This window comes from Nocardia sp. PLKS1-43, from assembly GCF_059510335.1.
Genome location: NZ_JCAJZQ010000006.1, coordinates 164,438 through 189,522 on the forward strand (window position 1 = coordinate 164,438; position 25,085 = coordinate 189,522).

At 68.7% G+C, this 25,085-nt stretch carries 20 protein-coding genes and 1 pseudogene; 7 read left to right on the forward strand and 14 right to left on the reverse strand.

The window, feature by feature from the left end:
- Positions 1–28 precede the first annotated feature (28 nt).
- Entirely contained in the window at positions 29–1,303 is a 1,275-nt protein-coding gene (locus AC5WS7_RS22645) for an amidohydrolase (protein WP_495956566.1), read from the forward strand.
- 39 nt (positions 1,304–1,342) lie between these two features.
- On the opposite strand, the gene AC5WS7_RS22650 is transcribed toward AC5WS7_RS22645, so the two are convergent.
- From AC5WS7_RS22650 to AC5WS7_RS22660, 3 genes are all read right to left on the reverse strand, one after another.
- Positions 1,343–2,431: a C40 family peptidase gene (locus tag AC5WS7_RS22650; protein WP_495956567.1), complete on the reverse strand. Its 1,089-nt coding sequence runs from the start codon at positions 2,429–2,431 to the stop codon at positions 1,343–1,345.
- Positions 2,432–2,719: 288 nt separating this feature from the next.
- Entirely contained in the window at positions 2,720–3,562 is an 843-nt protein-coding gene (locus AC5WS7_RS22655) for a hypothetical protein (RefSeq protein ID WP_495956568.1), read from the reverse strand.
- The gene (locus AC5WS7_RS22660) at positions 3,562–4,287 is read right to left on the reverse strand and encodes a ParA family protein (protein ID WP_495956569.1); all 726 of its coding nucleotides are present in this window, start codon (positions 4,285–4,287) and stop codon (positions 3,562–3,564) included. Before AC5WS7_RS22660 ends, AC5WS7_RS22655 begins: the two co-directional genes overlap by 1 nt.
- 341 nt (positions 4,288–4,628) lie before the next feature.
- Between AC5WS7_RS22660 and AC5WS7_RS22665 the strand changes: the two genes are divergently transcribed.
- Positions 4,629–5,531 (forward strand): DMT family transporter, encoded by a 903-nt coding sequence (locus tag AC5WS7_RS22665; RefSeq protein ID WP_495956570.1) that lies wholly within the window; start codon positions 4,629–4,631, stop codon positions 5,529–5,531.
- A gap of 386 nt (positions 5,532–5,917) precedes the next feature.
- Here the strand turns inward: AC5WS7_RS22665 and AC5WS7_RS22670 are convergent.
- From AC5WS7_RS22670 to AC5WS7_RS22680, 3 genes and pseudogenes are all read right to left on the reverse strand, one after another.
- Positions 5,918–6,121: pseudogene (locus AC5WS7_RS22670) on the reverse strand (cytosine permease); the annotation flags it as partial.
- A gap of 29 nt (positions 6,122–6,150) precedes the next feature.
- Complete coding sequence (locus AC5WS7_RS22675; RefSeq protein WP_495956571.1) at positions 6,151–6,699, reverse strand: DUF1097 domain-containing protein; 549 nt, start codon at positions 6,697–6,699, stop codon at positions 6,151–6,153.
- Positions 6,692–8,014 carry an amidohydrolase family protein gene (locus AC5WS7_RS22680; RefSeq protein WP_495956572.1) on the reverse strand — a complete coding sequence of 441 codons (1,323 nt, stop codon included), beginning with the start codon at positions 8,012–8,014 and terminating at the stop codon, positions 6,692–6,694. Before AC5WS7_RS22680 ends, AC5WS7_RS22675 begins: the two co-directional genes overlap by 8 nt.
- A gap of 294 nt (positions 8,015–8,308) precedes the next feature.
- Between AC5WS7_RS22680 and AC5WS7_RS22685 the strand changes: the two genes are divergently transcribed.
- Both AC5WS7_RS22685 and AC5WS7_RS22690 read left to right on the forward strand, forming a co-directional pair.
- Positions 8,309–9,391, forward strand: coding sequence for an acetamidase/formamidase family protein (locus tag AC5WS7_RS22685; protein WP_495956573.1), 1,083 nt, complete (start codon positions 8,309–8,311; stop codon positions 9,389–9,391).
- Positions 9,388–10,506 (forward strand): amidase family protein, encoded by a 1,119-nt coding sequence (locus AC5WS7_RS22690; protein ID WP_495956574.1) that lies wholly within the window; start codon positions 9,388–9,390, stop codon positions 10,504–10,506. The genes AC5WS7_RS22685 and AC5WS7_RS22690 overlap by 4 nt, the downstream gene beginning before the upstream one ends.
- Before the next feature lie 97 nt (positions 10,507–10,603).
- Here AC5WS7_RS22690 and AC5WS7_RS22695 read toward each other — a convergent pair whose 3' ends face one another.
- The 8 genes from AC5WS7_RS22695 to AC5WS7_RS22730 form a co-directional block, all read right to left on the reverse strand.
- Complete coding sequence (locus AC5WS7_RS22695) at positions 10,604–12,073, reverse strand: amino acid permease (protein ID WP_495956575.1); 1,470 nt, start codon at positions 12,071–12,073, stop codon at positions 10,604–10,606.
- Between the two features lie 163 nt (positions 12,074–12,236).
- The gene (locus AC5WS7_RS22700) at positions 12,237–12,935 is read right to left on the reverse strand and encodes an FHA domain-containing protein (protein WP_495956576.1); all 699 of its coding nucleotides are present in this window, start codon (positions 12,933–12,935) and stop codon (positions 12,237–12,239) included.
- Complete coding sequence (locus AC5WS7_RS22705) at positions 12,936–14,222, reverse strand: vWA domain-containing protein (protein WP_495956577.1); 1,287 nt, start codon at positions 14,220–14,222, stop codon at positions 12,936–12,938.
- Entirely contained in the window at positions 14,219–15,259 is a 1,041-nt protein-coding gene (locus AC5WS7_RS22710; protein WP_495956578.1) for a double zinc ribbon domain-containing protein, read from the reverse strand. Before AC5WS7_RS22710 ends, AC5WS7_RS22705 begins: the two co-directional genes overlap by 4 nt.
- Entirely contained in the window at positions 15,256–17,475 is a 2,220-nt protein-coding gene (locus AC5WS7_RS22715; protein WP_495956806.1) for a serine/threonine-protein kinase, read from the reverse strand. The genes AC5WS7_RS22710 and AC5WS7_RS22715 overlap by 4 nt, the downstream gene beginning before the upstream one ends.
- A 233-nt stretch (positions 17,476–17,708) precedes the next feature.
- On the reverse strand, positions 17,709–18,887 hold the full coding sequence (locus tag AC5WS7_RS22720; protein ID WP_495956579.1) for a hypothetical protein: 1,179 nt from the start codon (positions 18,885–18,887) through the stop codon (positions 17,709–17,711).
- Positions 18,888–18,895: 8 nt separating this feature from the next.
- On the reverse strand, positions 18,896–19,864 hold the full coding sequence (locus AC5WS7_RS22725; RefSeq protein WP_495956580.1) for a glutamate ABC transporter substrate-binding protein: 969 nt from the start codon (positions 19,862–19,864) through the stop codon (positions 18,896–18,898).
- The gene (locus tag AC5WS7_RS22730) at positions 19,861–21,132 is read right to left on the reverse strand and encodes a GlnX family signal transduction membrane protein (RefSeq protein ID WP_495956581.1); all 1,272 of its coding nucleotides are present in this window, start codon (positions 21,130–21,132) and stop codon (positions 19,861–19,863) included. The genes AC5WS7_RS22725 and AC5WS7_RS22730 overlap by 4 nt, the downstream gene beginning before the upstream one ends.
- A 145-nt stretch (positions 21,133–21,277) precedes the next feature.
- On the opposite strand from AC5WS7_RS22730, the gene AC5WS7_RS22735 reads away from it, so the two are divergent.
- The 3 genes from AC5WS7_RS22735 to AC5WS7_RS22745 all read left to right on the forward strand — a co-directional run bounded on the left by AC5WS7_RS22735 (position 21,278) and on the right by AC5WS7_RS22745 (position 25,043).
- Positions 21,278–22,513, forward strand: a complete 1,236-nt coding sequence (locus AC5WS7_RS22735) for a cytochrome P450 (RefSeq protein WP_495956582.1) — start codon at positions 21,278–21,280, stop codon at positions 22,511–22,513.
- A 39-nt stretch (positions 22,514–22,552) separates the two neighbouring features.
- Positions 22,553–23,113: a TetR/AcrR family transcriptional regulator gene (locus AC5WS7_RS22740; RefSeq protein ID WP_495956583.1), complete on the forward strand. Its 561-nt coding sequence runs from the start codon at positions 22,553–22,555 to the stop codon at positions 23,111–23,113.
- A gap of 136 nt (positions 23,114–23,249) precedes the next feature.
- On the forward strand, positions 23,250–25,043 hold the full coding sequence (locus tag AC5WS7_RS22745; protein ID WP_495956584.1) for an acyl-CoA dehydrogenase: 1,794 nt from the start codon (positions 23,250–23,252) through the stop codon (positions 25,041–25,043).
- Positions 25,044–25,085 lie beyond the last annotated feature (42 nt).

A 25,085-nucleotide genomic window follows, 5' to 3' on the forward strand; every position in this document is an offset into this window, starting at 1 on the left:
TGATCTCCCGCCAAGAAGGAGCTGCCCGATGACCTCCCCCGTCGATATCGAGAGCGCGGTGCGTGCCGGTCTGGCCGGCGTCGCGGCGATGCCCGCCGTGCAGGAGCACTGGCTGGAGGTCTACCGGCACCTGCACGCGAATCCCGAACTGTCCGGCGCGGAGGTCGCTACGGCCAGCCTGGTCGCGGACGAACTGCGGGCGATGCCCGGCTGGGAGGTCACCGAGGGCGTCGGTGGCACGGGTGTGGTCGGTGTGCTCGGCGGCGGTCCCGGCCCGGTGATCTGGTTGCGCGCGGATATGGACGCGCTGCCGGTGCAGGAGGAGACCGGACTGGACTACGCCTCGCGCACGCCGGGAGTCATGCACGCGTGCGGCCACGACGTCCACGTCACAGCTCTGCTGGGCGCCTGCGCACGCCTGGCCGAGCGCGGCGCCCTGCCGGGCACGATCGTGGCGGTCTTCCAGCCCGCCGAGGAGACCGGTTTCGGCGCGCACGGCATGCTGGACGACGGTCTGCTGGACCGTTTCCCGCGGCCGCGGATCGTGCTGGGTCAGCACGTCGGCCCCGTTCCGGCCGGATTGATCCTCAGCCGCGGCGGCACGCTGATGGCGGCGTCGGATTCGATCCGGATCGAGCTGACCGGGTCGGGCGGGCACGCCTCCATGCCGCATGCCGCGGTGAATCCGCTGACCATGGCCGCCTCTCTGGTGCAGCGGTTGCAGGGGCTGGCCGCCCAGCATTCCGGACTGCCGTCCGCGCCGGTGCTCACGCCGGCCGCATTGCACGTCGGCGACCGCCCGAACGTGATCGCCGAACAGGCCGAAATGCTCTTGAGTCTGCGGACATTCACCCCCGGCTCGCGCGAGACGATCCTGGAGGGGGTGCGCCGGATGGCCGCCGCAGAGGCCGAATCCGCTGGGGCGCACAAGGATCCGGTGATCGAGGTATTCGACAGCTTCCCGGTGACGACCAACACCGCCGCCGACACCGACCGCCTGCTCGCGACGTTCGCCGCCAACGGCTTCCCTGCCTTCCCGCTGCCCGGGCCGATCACCGGCAGTGAGGATTTCGGAGCTTTCGCCACTGCGGCGAATTGCGCCTCGGTGTTCTGGTACGTCGGCGGCTTCGCGGCGGATCGGTACACCGCCGAGGATTGGATCGGATTGCACCGGGAGATGGCGCTGCCCGCCGGGACGGCCTCCAACCATTCCCCCCGTTTCGCGCCCGATCCCGAGCAGACGCTGCCACCGGCGATCAACGCGCTGGTCGTCGCGGCGGTCGGCGAACTCGCCGCGGGCTGACCGGAACACACTGCCATTGCTCCCATGACCGGCCGCCGATCAGAATCGCCGCGCGCCGGCGACCGGCATCTGTGAGATCGGGGATTCGATCACCCCGGTGCTGTCGGTCGATGCGTGGATGACTCGCCCGTTGCCCTCGTAGATGGCCGAATGCTCACCGCCGTAGAACGACACCACATCACCGGGCCGCAACTGGTTCAGCGGTACCGGGGTCCCGGAGTCGAGTTGCGCGTAGCTGGTGCGTGGCAGGGATACGCCGGCCTGCCGGTACGACCACTGCACCAGGCCGGAACAGTCGAAGGCGTTGGGTCCCGCCGAACCGTAGCGATAGGCCGATCCGAGTTTGGAGCGAGCGGCATCGAGAGCGCGTTCACCGGTGGTCTCCCGCGGCGTGGGCGCGGCCTGCGGCGCGGACAGCGCCGGCGGCGTCGGCAGTTTCAGGCCGGGCAACGTCAATCCGCGGAACGGGGGTGCCGACAGGAATTGCCGGACCTGCGGGGTATCCAGCACCGGCGGCAGCGCCGGCAATCCGGGCTGTGCTTCGCCGGGGGCCGAGTTCGGAGCCGGGGCCGAGTTCGGAGCCGAGCCCGGGGCGAACGCGAACGCCCGCAGGAAAGACTGTTCAGGTGCGGTTATCACCGTGGGCGCGGCGGCGAAACCCGCGATGCCCGGCGCCGGTGCGAGCGCGATGGCGGGGTGCGCGATCGCGGGTATCGCCGCGGCAGTGGAATGGGTGACTCCAGCACAGGGTGCCACTTCGCCCGCACCGGGCAGAGGCGTCGCGGCGGGGTGCGCGACCGCGGGAGTAGGCGCGAGCCCGACGGCGGACCGCACGATTTCGGGGACGTGCGCCACGCCGATCACGACGCGCGGCTCGATTCTCGAATCGGGTTGCGGCGCGGCGGGAACCAGATGGAGCCCCTGTTGGACACCTTCGGGAACGTCGACCTGGCTCGGCACATCGATGACACCGATGCCGGGGAGGTTCAGCGGTTGGGCGGCGGCCTGGCCGGTGGTGAGCAACGTCGCCCAGATCATTCCGACTGTGGCCGCGGCGACTCCAACCGCGAACCAGAGCACCCGCCGCAGTAGGCGGGTATATCGGACCTCGTCGTTTCCTGCGCTCATGATGTGCTCCTCACGATCCTGTCATCGAGGGCCGATCGGGGCCGTGCGACCCCGCGTCCCGTTGACGCGGGTGACTCCGTCGAGCTCCTCGAAATAGATTCGGAAAACAACACGGTGATGCGTCCAGTCGAGCGGATCCGAGGCGCAATCATTCGCCGGAAAAAGAGGAATTACAATGGCAATCGTACAAAATACGATAACGAGATGGTAAAGTATCGAAAAACAACTGATCTCACGACAATGCCCCGCAATGCGTTTTCTGCACTGCGGGGCATTGTCGGATACTACTCAGGCGCTGATTTGCTGTTCGATCTGCTCGGCCAGGCCGCGTAATTTGGCGGCGAATTCACGGGCCGCGTCCGGGTCGCCGCCGGACCCCTTGACGATCCGGCGGGTCAGCGCGGCCAGCCGGGTCTCGGCCGAACTGAACAGATCCATCGGATGTTCGCGCGAATCCTCGGCCAGCTCACCGCGCAGCCACGCCTGCAGCCGCTGTACCACCCGGTCGCGATCGAATTCACCGGGCAGCACCGCCACCGCTTCGCGCAGTTTGCCCGCGGTGATCTTCACATCGCCCGCGGCGAGCGTGGCATAGACGGTGACTGCGGCATCCTCACCGTGCTCGGCCGCCACCGGCAGCAATTCCCGGATCTGCCCCTCGTTGATTCCGGGGGCAAGCGGATGCAGTTTCGCGGCCAGCGGCCAGGCGCGAATCAGTTTGTGCGCGTAGGAGCGCTGCATATCCCATCGCTGTTCGACATAGTCGTCGAAACTGGCATAGGAATTGCGGTACAGCCGTCCGTCACGCACGATCTGCAGCGCCCGGCCGGCCGCCCAGAAGGCCATCCGCAGCGTGCCGATCGAGGATTCACAGGCCGACAACTGCGTCTGCTCGCCGTCGCTGAGCGGTCCCTCACCCGGATCGGGCAGCGGGACCGTGAGCACGTTGACCAGCTGCGGTTCGGCGGATGGCGGTACGACCGCCAGGGCCCGCCCGGACCGTTCCTGGCGATTCCATTCGGCATCGCGCAGCGGCGAGACCGCGGGCGTGTGCTCGGCCGCGTCGTCCAGCGGATTGAGCGCCTGTGCGTGACCGCCGCCGATCGTGGATTTCCTGCGTTGCGGAGGCATCAGGCGGGCACCCCCAGCGCGGCGCGATAGGGCGCGACGAGTTCATCGCCCACCTGCTGGTATTCGCCGAGATCCTGGAGTGGATTCTCCGCGCCTTCGCCGACTTCCCCATCGGCGGCTTCGCGATACCACTTCCATGCGCTCACCCAGGTTTGGAAAACCTCGTAATCGGCGTCTTCCAGACAGGCCCGCTGCGTGCGATATTCGGTGGAAATGTTGACGCCGTTCTTCATCGTGACCGGAACCTTTGTCATCAGGACCCGGACCCGGATTTCCCGGTCCGTGCCCGCGGCCGCCTCCTCGGCGGCCCGATAGGTGCTGGGCACTCGTTTCACCTCCGAGGGGCTCACACTCGTCAACAGGACGAGTTCGTCGGTAGCGGGAATGGCCGCCTTGAAGATATCCGCCGATTCGCCTCCGGCGTCCACGATCACGACGTCGTAGTCGGCGGCGTTGTCGGCGATACAGTCGCCGACGTGTCGGGACGGAAATGCGATGAGCGTGAACGGAATGTCCACCTCGGCCCGGACCAGCCTGCGATGCCAGGAATACCCGGTCTGGCTGAGCGGGTCGGCATCGATCACCAGGACGCGCAATTCGTGTACCCGGGCGAAATAAGCGGCGAGAAAGAACGCGGATGTGGTCTTCCCTACGCCGCCCTTCAAATTCCCCAATGTGATGACCAGGGGACGGGGCAGATCCAGTGATGCAACAGAATTCGTCATGGACGGTCCTCCGTAGTGAGGAGTAAAACTGTGCGATCGCCAGTCTTACACGGAGATAACTCCGAAACCGCCCGATTCGTGCGGCGTGTCCAATTGGACACGGCCGGAATTGCACATCCGCTCCGCTACCGAACGGACCCGGCCGCCCGGTAGTATCTCGGCCATGCACCGAATCTTCACCGTCACTCCGCCGCCCGCCTCCTGAGCGAGGTGGTTTCACGGGCCGGGTGGCATCAGCCGCTCGGCCGGAGTTCGGGCATCGGTCTTCCGGTGCGAACATCGTCGGACTGCCTCGCGTCGTCGTCCTTTCCTTCCTCTTCGACGCAGGAGTACCAACACCCATGTCCGTCGACGTCGTCGCGCCCGCGCGCGACCGATCCGCGCTGGCTCTCGTCACAGCCGGAATCCTCTGGGGCACCGGAGGTCTGTCCGGTGCCATCCTCGCCCGCGAGGCGCATCTGTCACCGCTGTCCGTCGCGGCCTACCGGCTGCTCATCGGCGGCGGACTCGCGATCATCCTGCTGGCCGTCTCCGGCGGGTTGCGCGGCCTGCCGCGGACCCGGGCCGCGGTCGGCCGGCTGCTGCTCACCGGCGCCCTGCTGGGGTTCTTTCAAGGCAGTTATTTCCTTGCGGTGCAATACATTTCGGTGAGCATCGCGACGATGGCAACGATCGGGACGCTGCCCGTCTTCGTCGCCCTCGGCGGTACGCTGCGAACCCGGCGCCGGCCCGATGCCGCGACGCTCGCCGCGATCACAGCGGCGGTCACCGGCCTGATTCTGCTCACCTGGTCACCGGACGGTGTCACGACCGGATGGCGACTCACCGCGGGCATCTGCTTCGCCCTGCTGGCCGCCGCCGGATTCGCGGCCCTCACCCTGCTCACCACGCGGACGATCGAGGGCCTGGACCCGTTGCGCACCACCGCCTTCGGCATGCTCACCGGCGGCCTGCTGCTCACCCCCATCGCCCTGACCAGCGGCATGGCGCTGCCCCTGCGGCCCGCCACCCTGGCCACGGCGGCCTACCTGGGCAGCGTGCCCACCGCCGTCGCCTACACCGCCTATTTTCGTGGATTACGCACTGCCGCACCGGTTTTCGCTGCAATAGCGGCCCTGCTGGAACCGCTGACCGCGGCCCTGCTGTCGGTATTCGTCCTCGGCGAGCGTCTCTCGGTCGCCGGATGGTGCGGCGCGGCGTTGCTGATCGTCGCCCTGGGGGTGAGTAACCGCCGCAGCTCGTAGTGCCCGACGGCCGCGGCGACGGCACCGATCAGCCAGGCCGCGAAGGCCGTGGGACGGAACTCGGCCGCGGTCCCCTCACGACCGCGACCGAGCAGCCGATGCACGATCAACACCGGCGCCGATCGGCGGGACGATCACTCCGAGCAACTCGAGCCAGTTCACGATGTGGCCCCACACCCCCGTCAGCGCGATCACGGTGCCGACCAGGCCGAGCAACACCGCAAGGCGCGCCGCATCCGCAACGGGATGATGCCGCTCCAGCCCATCGCTCCGTTGTAGAGACTGTGCGCGGCAACGGATCCCAGGTTCGCGAAGACGAAAAGTACAGCGACACAGGTCAATACGGGGCCCTATCCGGTGAGCAGGCCGAGAAAGGAGCTGCCGTCCGACGCCGCACCGACATAACCGAACAGCAGCAGGTTGCCCAGCACGATCGCGGACAGCCCGCGGATCATGCCCCGGCTGTACACGATCAGGCCGCCGAAGGCGGTGTTGCCCAGGCACATCGGAAATCCGGCCCAGACCGCGGCGACGGACAGCAGGCTGCGCCGCGCCGCAGCGGGCACCGGAACGTGCTCGTACTCCGCTGCCGCATCGGGCTTCTCGATGACCTGCTCGCTCATGATCCCACCGCCCCGGCCACGGTGGCCGGGGACGGCGCCGCTGCCGGGCGCGGGAAGGCAAGTCTGCGTGACAGATACGCGAAGACCGGGCCGAGAGCGTTCATCGCGACCACCGACACCCAGACCGCGAGCGCATTCCCGGCATGGAAGCCGAATCCGCCGAAGTAGGTGGCGAAATAGGAGGCGAAGCCGAAGAACATACCGGGGATCAGCGAGAAGTAGCCGATCCGTCCGGTGTACATCAGCGCGGTGTTGACCACCAGGATGATCAGGGCCAGCACGGCGTCCTGCGCCACCCGCGACTGCCCGAAGGCGGTGCCGATGTGCTGATCGAGCAGCACGATCAGCATGGCGAAGGTCGATCCGGCGGGCATCGCGGCCCAGAGCTTGCGAGCCACGGCCATGGACGGCCCGCCGGCCAGGAAGGTTCCGGCCCAGCCGATGAAGATCGCCCAGGGCGGCAGATTCAATGCGGTGCCGCCGATGAAGGCGGTCAGCCCGGCCAGGGCCGAGGCGACTATCTCGTGGGGGACGATCTCACGCATGGGACAGGACTCCGATATCGGCAGGAGGCTGGGACATACTGGGGTACAACAGTTCTCGGGTTCGAGTGGTGCGGGCCACGATCCGGCCGTGCTTGAGGACGAAGCAGCGATCCGGCCGGTCCAGCAGCACGTCGGCGACGCGGCGGGTGGACAGCACCACCAGATCGGCCGCCGCGCCGGGGCGCAGCCCGTACCGGTCGGCGATGCCGAGAATTCGCGCCGGAGCCTCGGTGAGCATGTCCAGCACCCGCGCGAGATCGCGCTCACCCGACAGGTGACCGGTTTGCGCGAGGAACAGGCCGACATCGAGCAGATCGGCATTTCCGAAGGGAGTGAAGGCATTTCGCACGTTGTTGGAGGACACCGCGGCCAGCACCCCGGCCTCCCAGAGTTCTCGGACCGGCGCGACGCCGCGCCGGACGGCCACCGTATCGGCCCGCCCGCCCAGATGCATATCCGTCGCGGGCAGCGGCACCACGGCAACGCCCGCCGCGGCGAGCCGGCGCATGGTTGCCCGACGTTCCGCGGCGGGCCGCCCCGCCAGGGAGGTCACGTGCCCGAGGGTGACCCGCCCGCCCATCCCGCTGCGTGCGGTGACCTCGGCGATCCGATCGGCGAGGGCGAAGCGCGGATCGCCGGCGTCGTCGGCGAAATCGGCGTGTATGTCGACCGGGACGCCGAATTCGGCCGCTAGGTCGAAGACCAGTTCGATATGCCGGTGACAGTCCGGCAGGTCGGCCTCGTTGTAGGAGCATCCGCCGACGACGTCCGCCCCCAGTCGCAGCGCCTCGCGCAGCAGTTCCAGGGTGCCGGGGGCCTTCAGGATGCCTTCCTGCGGAAAGGCGACGATCTGCAGATCGAGCCGATCGCGGTATTCCTCGCGCAATTCCAGCAGGACCCGCACGCCGAGCAGTCCGACGATCGGATCGACATCGGGGTGCGCTCGAATCATCGTGGTGCCGTTGAGGATTGCCATATCCAGCACCTGCCGGGCGCGCGCTCGGACCGAGTCCGCGGTGAAGCCGCGTTTGAGTTCGCCGGTGATCGCGATCGCACCGGCCAGGGTGCCGTCCGGATCGGTGCGCTCGCGATCCAGCATCGCCTTGTCCACGTGCAGGTGCGCCTCGACGAGGCCGGGGATGACGACGCGGCCGTCGCAATCGATCTCTTCGATTGCCGAAACCGGCAGTGCCGCAGCAATTTCGGTGATATATCCGGCTGTGACGGCGATATCGATCAGATCGGTGTCGTCCGAGATCCGGGCGTTGCGGAGAACCAGGTCCGCCATGAGTACCTCCAGGAAGAGCAGGGGCACGATCTGTATAGGAATGCCGTGTTGCGCCTGCCCGCAGGAAATTTGTCCGGGGCGTTACCAAATCCTCGCAAGACACGCCGAGCATTTGCCGAGATCGCAGACGGCCCGCATCGAGCTGGGAACTCTCGTGACCAATCCGCGAAACCCGCCACATGGCAATTCGATAGCTAACGACCAATTTCCGCTATTCCGGGGTTGCGTGGCATTTCCCACAGCTTCGCGTTCCGCTCTGGCGGCGTGCGGCACGCGGTGGTTGTATACGGAACCATTCCCGTCGCACTCGAAGGATGGTCGATGAATCTGCTCCAGCCCCATTCCGGCCCGCTCTCGGGCGAGGTGTACCTCCCCACGGACCCGGCCCGAATCTCTTGGGGCCTGTTGCCCAATGCGGCGAGCGAGCCGGTGACGACCGTCGGCTCGGGCGCCGTCGTCTGCCTGGACACCATCAGCCACGAGGGCATCCTCGAGGATCAGGGCCGTGATCCGGCGGCCTTCTTCGCCGCGGCCGGGATCGACGAAATCCTTTCCGACACAGCGCTTGTCGCCGCCACAGGTAGTCACGATCCGGCCACGCAGGGCCCGCATGTGCTCACCGGCCCGATCGCGGTCACCGGCGCCCGCCCCGGTGACGTGCTCGAGGTCGAGGTGCTGGAACTGCGTCGCCGCACCGGGTACGGAGTGATCAGCAACCGGCACGGACGCGGTGCGCTACCCGGCGAGTACCCGGCTCCGCCGCCGGGCCATCCACCGGATGAACCGGTGCCGCCGGTCTGCACGATCGCCACCGTCGACGATGCCGGACGCGGCGTCATCGCGGTCGGCGACGGGCGCTCACTTCGCTTCCCGCTCAACCCGTTCCTGGGCATCATGGGCGTGGCCGCCGCTACCGAGGACCCGGTGCATTCGGTGCCGCCGGGCCCGCACGGCGGAAATCTCGACATACGCATGCTCGGCGTGGGGGCGCGGCTGTACCTGCCGGTCCAGGTCCCGGGAGCGCTGTTCTACGCCGGGGATCCGCATTTCGCGATGGGCGACGGGGAGGTGGCGCTGACCGCGTTCGAGGCCCCGCTTCGCGCCACGCTCCGGCTGCGCCTGCACACCGATCCACAGATGCGCCGCCTCGCCGAGGTGCTCGCGACGCCGTTCGCCGAGACCCCGCGGGACCACCTGCTGATCGGGCTCGATCGCGACCTGGACGTCGCGGTGGCGCGGGCGACTCGCAATGCGATCGCGTATCTCGCTGTGCGACACCGGATTCCGGAACCGATCGCGTTGGCCTATCTGTCCGCGACCGCGGACTTCCGGATCTCCCAGGTCGTCGACATCGTCAAGGGTGTGCACTGCTGCATCCGCAAGAGCGATCTGGAGGGCCTGTGAACGGCTTCGTATCCTGGCTCCCCGTCCTGGACGCGCCGGCGGGTCTGCGACTGGCCGTGAAGGACGTCATCGACGTCGCGGGCCTGCCCACCGGCGCGGGAAATCCGCGGTGGCTGGCCACGCATTCGATCCCCCAGCAGGACGCGGCGGTCGTGCGCGCGCTGCGTGCCGAGTTCACCGTCGTCGGCAAGACTCATACCGACGAGCTGGCCTACAGCCTGACCGGCACCAACGCCCATTACGGAACGCCGGTGAATCCCGTTGCCCCGGAACGCATGCCGGGCGGGTCCTCCAGTGGGACCGCCGCGGTGATCGCCGCCGGGCTCGCCGATCTCGGGCTGGGCACCGATACCGCCGGCTCGATTCGCGTCCCGGCGTCCTACACCGGCATCTACGGATTGCGCCCCACGCATTCGCGCGCCCCGCACGACGGAATCGTGCCGCTGGCACCGTCTTTCGACGTTCCCGCGCTGCTTGCCCGCGATCTGGCGACCTTGCGCGCCGGGGCGCGGCTGATGCTCGACCACACCGGAACCGACGCACGTCCCCGCACGATCTGGTGGCCCGCGGACATCCCGGTCGCCGAACCGGTGCGCCAGGTGCTGCGCAGCACACTGACTCGCCTGGTCGGAGCGGGTTTCGAGCTCACCACCGCGCCGCTGTTCGAGGCCGGGTGCTGGGACCGGGTGCGCGCGGCGTTCAGCACCGCCCAGGCCGCGCAGGTGTGGGAGCAGCACGGCGAGTGGGTGCGCCGGGAACGGCCGATCTTCGGCCGCAACGTTTCCGCACGCCTGAAACTGGCCGCCGAGGTGACGCCGCGGATGGCCGAAGAGGCCCGGTCGGTGCTGCGCACGGTCTCGGATCGGATTCTGCGCGTGCTCGGCGACGATCGCGTGCTCGCCCTGCCCGCCACCCCGTATCCCGCACCGCTGCTGGAGGATTCGGCCGCCGGGCGCGCCGCGGTCGTCCGGCTCACCTGTCTGGCGCCGATTCTGGGCGCGCCGGCGCTGAGCCTGCCGGTCGCCCGCATCGACGGCCTGCCCCTGGGACTTTCCCTCATCGCCGCACCCGGATGTGACGAATCCCTATTGGCAACAGCCGAACTGCTGCGCTGACGATTCGCCTGCACCGAGCACGGCCGAAGCAGGCGGCACCCGCGCTGCTAACGGCCCATCGGACGAGGGGGATTCGGTCGATGGGCCGCTCGCGGGATCAGGCGTTGGCGATTTCGCTCGCGTCCGGCCGAGACCCGGTTGCCAGCAGCGAATGCCTTCTGCTGTAGCCGAAGTAGATGACCATGCCGATCGCGAACCAGATCGCGAACCGCAACCAGGTGATCGGTTGCAGGAATGTGATCAGCCAGATCGAGAAGCCGATGCCGACCAGCGGAACCACCGGCATCAGCGGAGTCCGGAACGAGCGGGGCAGATCGGGTGAGCGGTAACGCAATACGATCACCGCCGCGCACACCACCACGAAGGCCAGCAGAATGCCGATATTGGTCAGCTCGGCCGCCGAGCCGATCGGCATGAATCCGGCGATGGCCGCGGACACCGCGCCCGCGATCCAAGTGATCCGGGTCGGCACGTGCCGGGTCGGATGAGTTTTGGCGAACCACTGGGGCAACAGCCCGTCCCGGCTCATCGAGAACCAGATCCGGGTGACGCCCAGCATGAAGGTGAACAGCACCGTCGTGATGCCGATGATCGCACCGGCCGCGATCAGGCTACCCAAACCCGGCAGCCCCACGGATTTGAACGCCGTGGACAAACCGCTCTTGGGATTGATCTCGCTGTAGTGCTGCATACCCGTGAGCACCAGGCACACCAGCACGTACAGCACCATCGCGATGGCCAGCGAATACAGGATCGCCTTGGGCAGATGACGTTTGGCGTCGACGGACTCCTCGGCGGCGGTGGACATCGCGTCGTAGCCGAACACCGCGAAGAACACCGTCGAGGCCCCGGTCACCGCACCGCCGAAGCCGAACGGAAAGTACGGGTGATAGTTGCCGGACTTGATGTAGAAGAAGCCGACCACGATCACGATCAGCACCACCACGATCTTGATGGCGACCACGGCCGCCTCGAAGCGCGCCGCCGCCTTCATGCCCAGATTCAGCAGCAGGGCGATGAGCAGGCACAGCAGCGCGGCGAACAGATCCACCCTGTGTCCCGAACCGGTGCCCGGCGCACCGAGCATCCACACCGGCAGATGCAGATTCAGCTGCTCGAGCAGATATTCGATATAGCCGGAGATGCCGATGGCGACCACCGCGACGATCGCGGTGTACTCGAGCAGCAGATCCCAGCCGATGAACCAGCCGACCGGCTCCCCCAATACCGCGTACCCGTAGGTGTACGCCGAACCGGCCTTCGGGATCAGGCCCGCGAACTCGGCATAGGACAGCGCCGCCGCCGCACTCGCGACACCGGCGATGAGGAAGGAGACCAGCACCGCCGGTCCGGCGTTCTTGTTCGCCACCTCACCCGCGAGACTGAAGATTCCCGCGCCGATGATGCCGCCGATGCCGATCGTGGTCAGCTGCCACAGGCCCAGAACCCGTTTCAAGCCACCGGATTCGTGCTCCTCGATCTGGTCGATGGGTTTGCGCCGGAAGAACTCGCCCCGGCCCGATGAGCTGCGCGGGAAAAGATTGCGCATGACTGAACTACCTGGCATGTGCTGCTCCTTGTACTACCTGATCGGGGCAGTGTAAATGTGAGCGGTAACACCCAGATTGTCCGCTTTCATGAATGAAATCGGGCGGTTTCGTCGGATCGGACAAGCAGATCGCGGGGCGCATCTGCATGCCGACGCTGCCGCGGGGCGGATTCCAGCCGGTTCAGGCCGGTTCGTAGGTCACGGTGATGGTGGTCCATCCGCCGACGTGGATGCGATCACCGCTGTGCAGCGGAACCGGCGTGCCGGGCGGGATCAGATCATCGACGCCGTTCAGGCTGGTCCCATTGGTGGAGCCCAGGTCGGTGACGGTGAGTACATCGCGGTCGATGTGGATCCGCGCGTGCGAGCGGGATACGCCGATGTCCACCGGAGCGATGCCGAGATCGATCTCGGGCAGGACCCCCTGCGACACGCTGCGCTTGCCGATCAGGAAATCGTTGCCGCGCAATATGATCCGGCGGTCGGGATAGTAGCCGGGGAATTCCACCCGTTCGGCGTCCGGGCCTTTGCGGACCAACATCCGCTGGTAGAGATCGCGGTCCGCCGCGACGGTTGCCACCCAGACGAGTTCTCCCACCGGGGCGTTCGGGACGGAACTGCCGTATTCGACTGTCGGCGCGGCAGTTTCGGATACCGCGACCGCAGAACCGGCCTGCGCCGGTACCGGTCCGGCCGCGGGCAGTGCCGAATCATGGCCGCACACCTCACAGAACCGCGCCGAGATCGGCGCACCGCACGCCGGACACGGCAGCGGCGCCGCGGCCGGCCGAGCCGGGGGCGGGCCGCTGCTCATGGCCGCCCCGCAGACGTCGCAGTAATCGGTGTCGGCGGACGAGTGACCATCGGGACAGGCGGGCAACTAGGACTCCTTCCGCACCCGGGCGGTCTTGGTCGAACGCGCGTCCAGCGCCATCTCGTCGAAGGTGTCGACATCGTGCCGCAGCCGAACCGTGCCGGTGTGGTCGTCCACCTCGACGACATTGCGCAGGAGCTTGGCGGTGCCCTCGTTTCCGGACTCGGCGGCCAGTTCCACCGCTCGCCGCAACTTCGCCGTCGCGGTGTGCAGATCGCCCTGTTTGCGGGCGACGAGGCCCTCCTGCACCGCCTCGGCGAGTTCGGCCTGACCGGTGTAATGCGCGACGCGACGGCTGATCCGGGCGGACAACTCGCTGTCGGTGGTCCACACCGCCTTCACCAGCCCCTGGCCCACCGCCTCCTCCCCGGCCACCACACTGATCCGGGCGGCCAGCTTCTCCCGGCCGGGTGCGGCCGGATCGAGGCGGACCTGCACGTGATAGTCGCGTTCCTCGGCGCCCCACGAGCCCAGCGGGTAGTCACCGATCTGCGCGGCCGTCTCGCGACGTCGACCGGAAATGTCCTCGATGGTGGGCGCGACCTGCTTGACGAACCGCACCTCGGCGCCCGCGGGCGTCCAGACCCGCAGGGCCAGTTCGGGAATCGTGCGCCCCATCGAAGCCCGGGTCAGCGCCTGGAAGTCGGCGGTCAGCTCCGAACCCTGTTTGACCACGTCGACCGAGCCGAGCAGCCCGGAGGCGACGGTACGCAGTTCCGCCACGACGTAGTTGGTGCCCACACCGCGGCAGTCACAGGTGAACAGGCCCGCCGACTGCCGGATCTCATCGAGCAGATGCGCGGGTTCCTCGTGCTCGTTCTTACCGTCGGTGAGCAGGATGGCATGGGCCATCGCCCCGGGATACTGCCCGGCGACCTGGCGCGCCACGCCCAGCCACATTCCCATCGCGGTACCGCCGTAGGGGCGCAATGTGTCCAGGGCATGCCTTGCGGCGGTGCGTGATTCGCGATCCGCGCGCCGCAGCGGTCCGCGCGCGGGGAAGATCACCTCGCCGACGTGGGTGCCCTTCACGATGGCGAACAGGGTGCCGTCGGGCATCTCGTCCAACGCGGCGAGGGTGGCCGCGCGGGCCCCGGCGAACCGGTCACCGGCCGCCATCGATCCGGAACAGTCGATGATGATGATCTCCACGCGCTCGCGTGCCGGTGCGGCCACCGCGAACCCCGCACCCGCCGCCACGGTGACGACCGCGTCCACGGTGTCCGCCCCCTCGGCCAGGTATTGATTCTGGTCGACGACGACCGAAATACCCTCCGCCGCAGCTGAACTCATGCCTCGCCTCCTCGCCCCCAGGGCATGCCGACCGGCGCCAGCGCGACGGTGATGTTGTCACCGCCACCGGCGGCCAGGGCGAATTCGACCAACTCGCGAGCGGACCCGGTCGCGTGCGTCGCCGTCGCGGTGGCGACCGAGGCGATGCCGGCCGGATCGGACAGATAGTTCCACAGCCCGTCGCTGCACAGCAGCAGCAGACCGGGACCGCGCACCCGCAGCGACCGCACCCGGGTATCCGCGGCCTTGTGCTCGGAATCCGCACCCAGCCAACGCACCAGCGCGTGCGCGCGCGGATCCTGCATGGCCGCCTCCTCGTCCATCACGCGCGCGTCTACCAGCGCCTGCGCCCAGGAGTCGTCGATGGTCAGCCGCTGCGACGGTGGCATACCGCGCGCGTCGTCCGGGCACAGCCAATAAGCCCGGCTGTCACCCACATTCGCGACTGTGATCTCGAATTCGCCTGCTCCGCAGGCGCGCAGCACCGCGGCCACGTAGGTGCAGGACGGGGAGTGCCCCGCACCGGTGGACACGTCCCGGACGGCCTGGAACGCGGCCTCCAGACCAGCCATGACCGCGTCGGTGGTGGTGCGGTCGGCGGCCAGCGCGGACAGGCACGCGTCCACCCCGCCGCGCGCACCGGCCCGGGCCGCCAGATGCGGATCCTCGGAGGTGGACACGCCGTCGCAGACGGCGATCACGAGCGTGGGCCCGGAGGGCTCGTCCAACAGCGCCGCGGCGACCGCGTCCTCGTTGCGGGCGTGCACCAGTCCGCGATCGGTGATCAGTTGCACCGCACCGAGGTCGGCTTCGCTGCGGTCGGGCGGGCGACGCAACCCGCCGCATGCCGCGCAGTAGCCGTCGGCGTCGAAATCGGCCGCGCCGCAGTCCTCGCAGACCGCCGCGGGATCGATGGTGAGGTCCGGCAGCACCGCGCGGGTGATGGCCAGTTCACGCCCGCACTGTTCGCAGAAGCGGTCGGCGGCGCCGACGCCGGCCCCGCATTCCGGGCAGTGCCGATCCACCGCGGCGCTCACAGCATCGTCCTCGGGCGGATCCGGTTGGCGTTGTCGACCAGTTCGATTCGGCCCCAGAGATCTCCGGCGTCCCGGGCCAGATCTCGATAGCAGCTCTCCAGCCCCGAACGCACACCGGCGAGGTCCAGGTCACGGCCGAGGAGAGGTTCGGACGAGGTCGCGGCATGGCCGGCGGACAGCCAGGTCAGGGCGGCGTCCAGCACAACCCTGCGAACCTGCGCGGCACGATGTTTCGATTCGATGACGAGCCTTTCGATCCGGCTGCCGCCCTCGCGCAACAGCTCCTCGGTGATTTCGGCCGGGCTCCGGCCCGTGAGCAGAACCTCCACGGCGGTGATCGCGGCCTCGGTGTGTCGCGCCGAGGCCGGGTCGACCTGGTCCAGTACCGCGACCGCACCCGCGTGATCCCGGACCGCACGCCGCAGCCGGGCCAGACCGAAGGCCGCGCTGACGAATCTGCGATCGGTGCGCCACACCATGTCGTAGTACCGTGCGGCCCTGTCCAATTCGACGCCGGGATCGGCGCCGGTCCGGCCGGCCGACAGTTCGGCCGCCACCGCGAGCGCCAGCTGCGCGGCGGCCTCACCCGGCAACGCGGCGTACACGGCGTCGAATTCCGCGGCGGCCGAGTCGAATTCGCGAACCAGTAGCCGGGCCAGGCCGCGATACCAGGTCAGCCGCCAGTCCTCGCCGAGGGTTGCGGCCAGCTCGTCGATGCGGCGCTGGGCGTCGAGGGCATCACCCGTCTCCAGGGCCGCGCGGATCAGCCGCAGCGGGATTTCCACCGATTCGGCCGCACCGGTGCGGACCGCGCGCAGCCCCGCCGCGAATGCCGGCTCGAGCTCGGCCGGACTGGTACCGCTGGTCGTGGCCAGCAGTCCCGCGCCGGTATCGGCGGGATCGACCAGCGGCACCGGCAGCGCGGTGACGATATCCCGCGGGTCGAGCCGGACCGGGGCGTTCGCCGTGGCCGCGTTTCCCGGCGCGTGCGCACCGGCGCCGAATACACCGCGCGGCGGACCGAAGTTCACCGAAAGGCCCGGACGCGGTAGGTCGTCCTGGACCGAGAGCACCGTGCGCAGCACGCCGGTCAGCTGATCGGCCATCTCCTGCATCGAGGCGAAGCGCGCGCCGGGGTCGGCGTCGGTGGCGCGCAGCAGAAACCGGTGCAGCGAGTCATGCTGTGCCAGAACAGGTTCGGTCGCGGGGCCCGGGAGTTCGGCGAAGTGGCCGTCGCGCTCGGGCACCGCCAGCATCAGCACCGCCAGCGTGCGCCCCACGGTGTACACCTCGGTCGCCACCGTGGGGCCGGTCCGGGCGATCTCGGGAGCCTGATATCCGGCCGTGCCGTAGATCGGGCTGTCCAGATCGTCCATCGCGATGACCGCGCCGAGATCGATCAGCTCGAGCTGTTCGTCGGACTGCATCACGTTGTCCGGCTTGAAATCACAGTAGGCCAGGCCCAGCGAATGCAGATATCCCAGCGCGGGCAGCATCTCCAGCACGTACGCGATGGCCTGCGCGGGTGGCAGATGCGCGCCGGTCTCGTCGCGGTGCCGGCGCAACACCTGTTTGAGCGAGGTGCCGCCGACGTACTCCATCACGATGTAGCCGACCGGAATGCCGTCCGCCCCGGCGTGTTCGACGAAGTTGAAGATCTTGACGATATTGGGGTGTTCGACCTGGGCCAGGAAGCGGCGTTCGGCCACCGCCGCGGCCATCGCGTCCGGGTCAGCGGTGTTGAGCAGGCCCTTGAGCACCACCCACCGATCGTTGACATTGCGGTCCACGGCCAAGTACAGCCAGCCCAGCCCGCCGTGCGCGATCGGCCCGACCACCTCGTACTGCCCGCCGACCAGCTCGCCGCGAACCAGCTTGGGCGTGAAGGAGAACCGGCCGCCGCAGTGCGGGCAGAAGCCCTCGGCCCGCCCCGGCGTACCGTCGCGCGAACGACCCACCGGCCGTTGGCAATTGGCGCAGAATCGCTTGCTCTCCGGGACGCTGGGATCGGTCAGCACCGCACTGGCCGGATCGACCCGCGCGACCCGGGGCACCTCGACCATCCCCGCCCCGAGGCTCCCGCGCCGGGACCGCGACGACCCGGAACGCGTACGTGCCGAACGAGTTCCGCCGCGAGCCGTCCCGGCGGTCGCGATCGGCTGCGTCCCGGGCTGCGAACTCGCGTCCGCCCCGGTGCCCGGTCCTGCCGACGTCACCGGCGCGGGCGCGATGCCGCAGGTGTCGCAATAGCCGTCGGAAATCTTTCCGGCGCAACCTGGTTCAGCGCATCTGTCACCGTTCAGCGCGGCAGCCGCGAACGACGCCGGTGTCGCAACGCCGGACGGCGCGGCCGTCCGCGGTGCGGTACCGCAGGTTTCGCAGTACCCGTCGACGATCATTCCGGTGCATCCGGGTTCGGCGCATTGCTCGCCGGTTACCGCCGTACCACTCATCCCCGCCTCCCCGACACTTCCGCGACGATCTGTTGATAGTCCGTGATCGCCCGGGTGACCGCCGCCAGATCGCACGGGACGCGGCCGAGCAGGCCGGTGGCGATCCGGTTGGCGGACAGGACATCGCGTTCCTCGCTCACGCCGAGGCGAGCCGCCTTGGCCTGGTACGCGGCCAATCGGCCACGCAGTTCGGCGCGGCGGTCCAGCAGGCCCTGAGCCAGTTCGAGCGCCTGTTCGGCGCGGGCGTGCGCCGCGTCGATCCGGTGCCGCAACTCCCGCAGGGCGATCGCGGCACGCGCGTCCGGCGGCCCGTCGGCGAGGGCGTCGAGTTCGCCGCGCAGCGAGCCGGTCTCGTCGCGATGGACGGGCAGGGGTGCGGTGTGGATCTTCTCCTGCACCTGCTCCCGTGCCAGCGCGGCGCGATCGACCACCTCACCGATCGCCACGAGCCGGTCGCGGGTCTGCGCGATCACCGTCGGCCACTGCTCGCTCAGCACCCGCAGTTCGGCGAGATCCTGCGACTCGCGTTCCAGCTGGCGCGTCAATTCCGCTACGCGAGAGGCGGTTTCGGCCGCACTCGAGGCCAGCGGGTCGGTCGCGGAGCGGCTCAGCATATCGGTGACCGCCGCCGCGATCTCGCGCAGTTCCGGGGTGCGGCCGCCGAGCCGGGTCAGTTCGGCCTGCACCGGATTCAGTGCCTCGAGCACTCGGGTGTTGGCCGCGTCCACGGCATCGAGGAACCGGGCGATCTGCGGGAAGGCGGTCCGCATCCGATCCAGCGTGTCCGCGATACCCACGAACAGCACCTGCTCACCGGGACCGGTCAACGAGCGCTCGGCCATCGGGATCGCCGTCCGCGCCGCCTCGTGCGGACGATCACGCAGCAGTCTGGTGAGTTCGGCGCGATCGGCGTCGGTGAGTTTGGCGCGCTGCGCCCGCACGACCCGCGCCTGATCCAGAATCGCCTGGAGGCGGCCGAAATCCTCCCACATCAGATCCAGCAGCTGCTCGATCGGACGCCACTGTTGTGCGGTGACGCCGGTTGGCGGGAATCCGCGCAGCAGAAGCAATCCCGGGTGCCGATCCAGCTCCAGCAGGGTCGCGGTGACCGCATCGATCTCCCGGCCGCGCGCGGCCAGTTCGCTGTCGATCTCGAGGGCGGTGAGCGCGTGCATCGCCGACCTCATCCGCTGTAGTGCGGGGCCGGGGGTCCGGTCGAGGGGCCGAGCGGACTCAGGCTGGCGTTGTAGAGCCGCTGCCAGGTGCCGTCGGCGCGGATGCGATCGAGGACGCCGTTGACGAACCGGACCATATCGTCCTGCCCGCGCGGCAATCCGACCGCGTAGTTCTCGTATCCCAGCGGTCCGCCGACGACCTGGAGATTGGCGTCCTGCGCGGCCAGGCCGGCCAGAATCGGCTCGTCGGTGCTGACCGCGTCCACCTGTCCCTGTTGCAGCGCGACCAGGCAGTCGGTCCAGTTCGTCACGCCCAGCACCGTCGGCGGATGCGGCAGATCAAGGGCGAACAGCCGATCGGCCGAATCCGCGCCCACCGTGACGCAGACCCGCTTGCCGTCCAGATCGGCCGCGGCCCGGATGCCGGAGGTCTTTTCCGCCAGAATACGTTGCGCGGCAGTGAAATACGTGCTGGAGAAGGCGACGTCACGACGACGCTCGCAGGTCACCGAGAAGGTGCGCACCACCATGTCCACCCGGTGGTCGGTCAGCACCGGCACCCGTTCGGCGGTGGAGACCGAGCGCAGTTCGACCCGGTTCGAATCGCCGAACAGGTCGTGCGCGATCTCCCGGGCCAGATCGATGTCGAAACCCTCCAGCTGTCCGGTGGCCGGATCCCGGAAGCCGAACAGATAGGTGTTCTGGTCCACGCCGACCGTCAAGCGGCCCTTGGCCCGGATCCGCGCCATCGTCGAATCCGGCGCGAACGCACCGGAATTCGGTGTCAGGCTGGTGGTGACGTCGCCGCACTGGGCGGCGGGCGTCGCGCCGGGCGTGATCGTCCGGGAATCAGGCGGCAGCGGCCGGACCGGCGGGACCGGCGTGGACACCGGCACGGCCGCATCGGCCCCGCAGCCCGCCAGCAGTGCGGTCGTCGCCAGGACGACCAGCGCTCGGAACAACCGGGTGCGCCTCACTGGAACTCCTTCAGCCGCGGCCAGAGTCCGATGACCGCGGCGCCGGCCGCGAACACCAGTAACACCAGTGTGCCCGCGGCGCCGCCGATCCAGCTGTCACCGGCCGAGGCGATCTGCTCGCGTACCTGAACCCGGGTCTGCGCGAGGTCGCCGCGCACCGAACCGTCCAGGGCGGTGAAGGTCGCGGAGGAGTCGGCGGGCGCGGTGCCGATCGCCTGTTCCACCGCGGCGGGATAGTTGGCGGCGGCGTAGTAGCCGACCTGCGCCCGATGGCCCGCCAGCCATTGCGAAAACTGCCGCAGCACCGGCGAATCGGCCGGGACCACCCCGGAGAGCCGGTCGCGCAGCTGACCGGTCTTGGCCGAGAAGTCGGCCTCGGTGCCGGTGGTGTCGCCGCGGGTGATCAATTCGAGCATCTCGTCGGTGCGGGCCTGCTGTCCCAGAATCCTGGCCTGCGCGAGATTCTCCGAACGCGTGGTCGGCCCGCCCGCACCGGAATCGATCGCACCGGCCGAGGTGATCGTCGCGACCACGATCCACACCAGCGCCACCAGCGCCGCGCCCCCGGCGGCGACGATGCCGAGATTGAACAGCCGGTTCGTGCGGCGCAACAGGATTCGCGACGCGAGGACCGCACCCGCGAGCACCACCAGCAGCAGGACGACCGCCAACCACGGCGGCCCGGTGATCGCGCGCTGATCCGCCCGCAGCGCCGCGGCACGGTCGGTGGCGAGCTGAGCGGCACTGGGCAGCAACGACTTCTGCATCAGACCCGAGGCCTCGCGCAGATAGGCCGAGCCCACCGGAAAGCCCTGCCGGTTGTTGGCCCGCGCCGACTCGACGAGTCCGGTGTAGGCGGGCAGATCAGCGGAGACGTTCGCGACGATCCGGCGGCTCTGCGGATCGTTCGCCCCGGCCGTCGCGGTGGCCAGTGCGGCGGCCGCGTCGGCGAGCGCCTGTTGATACTGCGACCTGATCTGCGGTGATTCGATACCGCCGGAAAGGAATGCGGTGGCGGCGCTCGCGTCGGCCTGGGACAGCGCGACGTACAGGCTCTGCGCCGCCGCGTTCAGCGGCTCCGCTCGAGTCAGGGCGTTGTCACGGCGAGCGGTCTTGTCGCTCAACTCGTTCGCGCACACCAGTCCCGATATCAAGCACAGCACGACGGCGGCGGCCGCGACCGCGGCGATCACCCCCGGCGTGGTAGCGGCCAGGCGCCGCAACCAGTCCGCGCCCTGACGGACGGTCGCCGGTAGACGAAGTCTCAACTCCCTCCCCCTCCTGCTGGCCGTTCGGGACTCCGGCGAGCCGGGGTCTCGAACGCGATCGTACGGGAGCGAATATGAGTTCGCCGACCGAATAACAGCGAGATCGCCTATAGACACTCTTCCTGTTCTGACTTACCGTTGAGACATGAGGGATACTTTGTCTCGCGAGGCGCACTTCGAACTCCGGTCCGGAGACAGCTGGCGCGATCCGTGGGGGATGTATGCCGCGCTGCGCGAGCACGATCCGGTGCATCACGTCGTGCCCGAGGGGCGCGAGGACGAGGACTACTACGTGCTGTCCCGGTACCGCGACGTCTACGAGGCCGTGCGCGACCCCGAAACCTTCTCCTCCGCACAGGGTTTGACGGTCGACTACACCGATCTGAGCGCGATCGGGCTGGGCGAGAACCGGCCGTTCGTGTTCACCGATCCGCCGGATCACACCGCCTTCCGGCGCCGGGTGGCGAAGGGGTTCACTCCCCGGCAGGTGCAGGAAATCAGCCCGGCGGTAAGGGAATTCGTCATCGAACGGATCGAGCGGCTACGCGCGGCGGGCGGCGGCGACATCACCGCGGAGCTGTTCAAACCGCTGCCGACCATGGTCGTGGCGCACTATCTCGGTGTGCCCGAGGAGGATCGGACCGCCTTCGACGGCTGGAGCGAGGCGATCGTCGCGGCCTCGGCCACCGGCGCCGGCGGCGTCATGCAGGCGCAGGCCGCGGTCGGCGAGCTCATGCAGTACTTCACCGGACTGATCGAGAAGCGCCGTGCCGCACCGGGTGAGGACACCATCTCACATCTGGTGGCCTCCGGGCTGGGCGCGGACGGCGATGTCGGGGAGATCCTGCAGATCCTCGGTTTCGCCTTCACCATGATCACCGGCGGCAACGACACCACCACCGGAAATCTCGGCGGCGCGGTGCAACTGCTGGCCCAGTATCCCGAGCAGCGGCGGCGGCTGGTCGAGGACCCGGATCTGATTCCCGGCTCGGTGGACGAATTCCTGCGGCTCACCTCGCCGGTACAAGGACTGGCGCGCACCGCGACTCGCGATGTGGAACTCGACGGCGGCACCATTCCCGCGGGCCGTCGCGTCCTGCTGCTGTACGCGTCGGCCAATCGCGACGAGCGCGAATTCGGTCCCGACGCAGCCGAACTCGACATCACCCGCGCCCCGCGGAACATCATGACCTTCGGCAACGGCAACCACCACTGCCTCGGCGCGGCCGCGGCGCGCATGCAGGCGACCATCGCGCTGCGTGAGTTGCTCGCGCGCTGTCCGGAGTTCACCGTCGACATCGATAACGTGCGGTACACCGACGGCAGTTATGTGCGCTGGCCGGTCAGCGTGCCGTTCGCGGTCGGCGGTCCGGCCGCGTGAGTGAATTCGGCGCCGGAGACCAGCGGGGACGGGAGAGTTGTGAGCGATTGGCTGGGTGAGGCGCGCTCGTTGAGCGCCGCCGAACGGATCCTGGACGCCGCGGCGCGGTTGTTCGCCGAACGCGGGGTGGCGGCCACGCAGATGGGCGATATCGCCAAGGCCGCGGGATGTTCCCGGGCAACGCTGTACCGCTACTTCGACAGCCGGCAGGCGGTGCAACTGGCCTTCGTACATCGCGCGGCCCGGCACGTCGGGGCGCGGGTCGCCGAGGAGATCGCCGGGATCGCCGATCCGGGCGAGCGCGCGGTCGCGGGCGTGCTGGCCAGTCTGCGGGCGGTGCGCACCGATCCGCTGCTGATCGCCTGGTTCCGTCCGGGAGATGCCGGGCTGGCCATCGAAATCGCGCAGACTTCGCAGGTCATCGAGGCCATTGCCGGTTCGGTGACCGGCGCCGCGCCGGACCGGGACGCGACGCTGCTCGCCCGCTGGCTGACTCGCACGATCGTCTCGCTGCTGACCGTCCCGGGCCGGGACGAGGCCGAGGAGGCGCAGATGCTGCACCGCTTCATCGCGCCGCTGTTCAGCTCCGCGCACCGCTGATTCGCGGACGTCCGGGCGCACCCCGAACGCGGATCCGCACCCCGCGCGAGCCCGGTACGGGGTGCGTCTTCGTGCACCGGGTGCGGGTATCGGCAGAGGGTTGCGCGCGGGCTCGCGGATCGCGAGGGTGGAGTCCATGAATTCGCTCATCATGTCGGCGCGGGACCTCGAGTTCCTGCTGTACGAGTGGCTGGACACCGCGCGCCTGACCGAGCGCGAGTACTACCGGGAACACTCCCGCGAGACCTTCGATCAGGTCCTGGAACTGGCGCAGGAGCTGGCGACCAGATACTTCGCCCCGCACAACCGCGCGAACGATCTGCACGAGCCCACCTTCGACGGGGAGAAGGTGCACGTCCTGCCGGAGGTCGAGCGGGCGTTGAAGGCGTTCGCCGAAGCTGGAATGATCGGCGCGGCGATGAGTGAGCGCGTCGGCGGTATGCAGTTGCCGCACACCGTGTTCACCGCGTGCATGTCCTGGTTCTACGCCGCGAACGTCGCCACGACCAGCTATCCGATGCTCACCATGGGCAATGCGAATCTGCTCGCCGCGCACGCCTCGCCCGAGCAGATCGAGCGGTTCGTCACGCCGATGATCGAGGGCCGGTATTTCGGCACCATGGCGTTGTCCGAACCGCAGGCCGGCTCCAATCTGGCCGATATCACCACCCGCGCCGAACCACAGGAGGACGGCACGTACCGGCTGTTCGGCCGCAAGATGTGGATCTCGGGCGGCGATCACGATCTGTCGGAGAACATCGTCCACCTGGTGCTGGCCAGAATTCCGGGCGGGCCCGCGGGCACTCGCGGCATCTCCCTGTTCATCGTGCCCAAATTCCTTCCGGCAGAAGACGGTTCGGACACCCTGCGCAACGACGTGGTATTGGCCGGGATCAATCACAAGATGGGCTGGCGCGGCACGGTCAACACCGCGCCGGTCTTCGGCGACGGCGCGTTCACCCCGGGCGGACGGCCCGGCGCGGTGGGCTATCTCGTCGGAGCGCCGCATCGCGGGCTGGCCTATATGTTCCACATGATGAACGAGGCCCGGCTCGGCGTCGGACTCGCGGCGACCGCCCTGGGATACACCGGATATCTCAAGGCGCTGGATTACGCACGCAATCGCCCGCAGGGCCGCCCGACCGGCGCCAAAGGCGGCCCGCAGGCGCCGATCGTGGACCATCCCGATGTGCGCCGCATGCTGCTGGCCCAGAAGTCCTATGCCGAGGGCGCCCTGGCACTGCAGCTGTTCTGCGCCACCCTGATCGATGATCTACGAAGTGCCACAACCGATTCCGAACGCAACCGGGCGGAGGCGCTGCTGCGCGTGCTCACCCCGATCGCCAAGAGCTGGCCGAGCCAGTGGTGCCTGGCCGCCAACGATCTGGCGATCCAGGTGCACGGCGGCGCCGGCTACACCCGCGACTACGACGTGGAACAGCACTACCGGGACAACCGGCTCAATCCGATTCACGAAGGCACACACGGCATTCAGAGCCTGGATCTGCTCGGGCGCGCGGTCACCGCCGACAACGGGGCCGCGTTGTCGCTGCTGATGGACACCATCGCCGAAACCATCACCGCCGCCGGAGCCACCGGCGACGCCGAACTCGGCAATTTCGGCGACGATCTGGCGCTGGCCACCCAGCGCATCGCGACCAGCACCGCACTGCTGTGGAAGTCCGGTGATCCGCGAATCGCGCTGGCCAATTCGGCGGCCTACCTCGAGGCCTTCGGACATGTGGTGCTGGCCTGGATCTGGCTGGAACAGGCCGTCGCCGCGCACCAACATTCCGGCGTGTTCTACGAGGGCAAACGCGTCGCGGCACGCTATTTCTATCGTTGGGAACTTCCGCGCACCACACCGCTGTTCGATCTGCTCGACTCGCTCGACCGCACCACCCTGGACCTGGACCCCGCGGCGCTGTAGTCGCGCCGAGCACGTCGAGCAGGATCAGGTCGCATTCGTCCG

Excerpts from the sequence above, each read along its gene's own strand:
- AC5WS7_RS22675 (WP_495956571.1), bottom strand. The coding sequence starts at position 6,699 with ATGCGTGAGATCGTCCCCCACGAGATAGTCGCCTCGGCCCTGGCCGGG.
- AC5WS7_RS22645 (WP_495956566.1), top strand. The coding sequence starts at position 29 with ATGACCTCCCCCGTCGATATCGAGAGCGCGGTGCGTGCCGGTCTGGCC.
- AC5WS7_RS22685 (WP_495956573.1), top strand. The coding sequence starts at position 8,309 with ATGAATCTGCTCCAGCCCCATTCCGGCCCGCTCTCGGGCGAGGTGTAC.
- AC5WS7_RS22655 (WP_495956568.1), bottom strand. The coding sequence starts at position 3,562 with ATGCCTCCGCAACGCAGGAAATCCACGATCGGCGGCGGTCACGCACAG.
- AC5WS7_RS22665 (WP_495956570.1), top strand. The coding sequence starts at position 4,629 with ATGTCCGTCGACGTCGTCGCGCCCGCGCGCGACCGATCCGCGCTGGCT.
- AC5WS7_RS22650 (WP_495956567.1), bottom strand. The coding sequence starts at position 2,431 with ATGAGCGCAGGAAACGACGAGGTCCGATATACCCGCCTACTGCGGCGG.
- AC5WS7_RS22720 (WP_495956579.1), bottom strand. The coding sequence starts at position 18,887 with ATGCACGCGCTCACCGCCCTCGAGATCGACAGCGAACTGGCCGCGCGC.
- AC5WS7_RS22735 (WP_495956582.1), top strand. The coding sequence starts at position 21,278 with ATGAGGGATACTTTGTCTCGCGAGGCGCACTTCGAACTCCGGTCCGGA.
- AC5WS7_RS22705 (WP_495956577.1), bottom strand. The coding sequence starts at position 14,222 with ATGAGTTCAGCTGCGGCGGAGGGTATTTCGGTCGTCGTCGACCAGAAT.
- AC5WS7_RS22745 (WP_495956584.1), top strand. The coding sequence starts at position 23,250 with ATGAATTCGCTCATCATGTCGGCGCGGGACCTCGAGTTCCTGCTGTAC.
- AC5WS7_RS22660 (WP_495956569.1), bottom strand. The coding sequence starts at position 4,287 with ATGACGAATTCTGTTGCATCACTGGATCTGCCCCGTCCCCTGGTCATC.
- AC5WS7_RS22695 (WP_495956575.1), bottom strand. The coding sequence starts at position 12,073 with ATGCCAGGTAGTTCAGTCATGCGCAATCTTTTCCCGCGCAGCTCATCG.